This window comes from Enterobacter sp. CFEC122 (genome assembly GCF_052983755.1).
This window is the reverse complement of the sequence record NZ_JBRIQR010000110.1, coordinates 1-1,831: the sequence shown is the minus strand read 5'-3', so window position 1 is coordinate 1,831 and position 1,831 is coordinate 1. Positions and strand designations below refer to the sequence as shown.

Genomic DNA, 1,831 nt, shown 5'->3' with positions numbered 1-1,831 from the left:
CCTGTCGCTACCAGTTGAGCGAGCCGGTCCCATGCAACCGAACTGGCGACAGCCATCTCCAGCGGGGTTCCGTCACTGCGGGCCTCAAGCAACGAAGCTCCCAGCGCGGTGAAGGTACGGATCGTATCCGTGAGTGTGGCTTTAGAGCCGGAAATTGTTTCGTCATGCTGGCGCTTCGCTTCCCGCCAGGTTTTTCCTACGATCCTGTCATGGGTTTCGACTATGGCATCAGCAATCGCCGCTTCCCACTCCACAACACAGACGGCAAGGATCGCCCAGCGGCGGTCCGAAGTGATGTCACGCAAACCGTCGGTGAAGTAGCGTTCACCCTGCCGACGCAGCCGGGCAATGCGATGGGCAGGTATGCTGGCCAAAGCACTATGATTGATATTCAGGGTACGCAGAAATTCGAGCCTGTCGAGCAAACGGTTAGCAGCAGCCGAGTTGTTACCAACCTCGAAGTTGCGAAGCCAGATGAAACGACTGATATTGCCGGCGAGCATTTCACTCAGAAGTTTGTCCAGGTGATCGCGAACATCCGCTGTTAAATTTTCCGCAATCCGCGTTTCAATCCGCCGCTCAGCGGCGACCAGAGCATCCGCGCACAAGCGCTCGATTGTCGATACTGCGGGCAGAATGGTGGAAGTTTCCCGACACCGCACAATAAAACGATGAGCAAGATCCTCGTTTGATCTGGCATCTTCGGCCTGGCCGAAAGTCCACTCCCGCAGATCACGGGCACCACGGCCCGTGAAGGTCTTGTAGCCGTAAATTTCGCGCAGCGTGTCCATGTGCTGCTGACGGGTTTGGCGCCGTGTGGCATAAGTGAGAAGCGCATCAGCCGGAACTCCAAGCTGAGCACCGACGAAGGAAAGGACTTCACGCGGGATCATCTCACCAGGAGCCAGTGCACGGCCCGGATATCGTAAGGCACAAAGTTGCAGGGCAAAGCCAATCCTGTTTTCCGGTCTGCGGCGCTGCCTAATGTTTTCCAGGTCATCATCGCCCAGCGTGTAGAACTTCAGTAGCGACAGTTCGTCCGTGGGCAGATCGAACAGCGCTGCTCGCTGCCGTTCGGTGAAAATATGGCGTCGTGACATACAAATTCGTCCCTTTTGAAGTATAGTCTGTTTTGGACAACAGCCAGCCCATATAAATCAGGGCGTTCCGATACAAAAATCCAGGAGGGTTCAATTGGGACATCGTGCCGCCATTTACTGCCGGGTTTCAACAGCGGATCAGTCTTGTGAACGCCAGGAATTTGATCTGCGAGCCTTCGCCGGCTGTGCCGGCTACGACGTGGTGGGAATATTTAAGGAAACAGGTTCAGGAACTAAACTCGACCGGGCCGAGCGAAAGAAAGTCCTGGCGCTTGCCCAGTCCAGACAAATTGATGCAATCCTGGTCACTGAGCTTTCCCGGTGGGGGCGCTCGACGCTCGATCTGCTCAATACGCTACGTGAACTGGAGAACTGGAAGGTTTCCGTGATAGCCATGAATGGAATGGCGTTCGATCTTTCGTCGCCGTATGGACGAATGCTGGCGACGTTTCTTTCCGGCATTGCGGAGTTTGAGCGGGATCTCATCAGCGAGCGGGTCAAGTCAGGCCTTGCTGTTGCGAAGGCACGTGGTAAGAGGCTTGGTCGTCAGGCCGGAGTGCGACCAAAATCAGACCGACTTTTGCCTAAGGTGGTTGCGATGAGGGCCGAGGGACGCAGCTATCGCTGGATCGCACGCGAGCTCGGTATCAGCAAGAATACCGTCGCTGACATCGTGCAACGACACAGAGCTAACGCTTAGGGTGTCATTTCGCCCTCAGCCGGAACCGACC

General features: G+C 56.0%; 2 protein-coding genes. One reads left to right on the top strand and one right to left on the bottom strand.

Annotation, left to right across the window (positions count from 1 at the left end):
- Positions 1–1,100: DUF4158 domain-containing protein (locus ACVCAM_RS26345; protein WP_447093748.1), on the bottom strand; the 1,100-nt coding region annotated here is incomplete at its 3' end.
- Positions 1,101–1,194: 94 nt separating this feature from the next.
- On the opposite strand from ACVCAM_RS26345, the gene ACVCAM_RS26340 reads away from it, so the two are divergent.
- Positions 1,195–1,800, top strand: a complete 606-nt coding sequence (locus tag ACVCAM_RS26340) for a recombinase family protein (RefSeq protein ID WP_000509965.1) — start codon at positions 1,195–1,197, stop codon at positions 1,798–1,800.
- Positions 1,801–1,831: the final 31 nt, after the last annotated feature.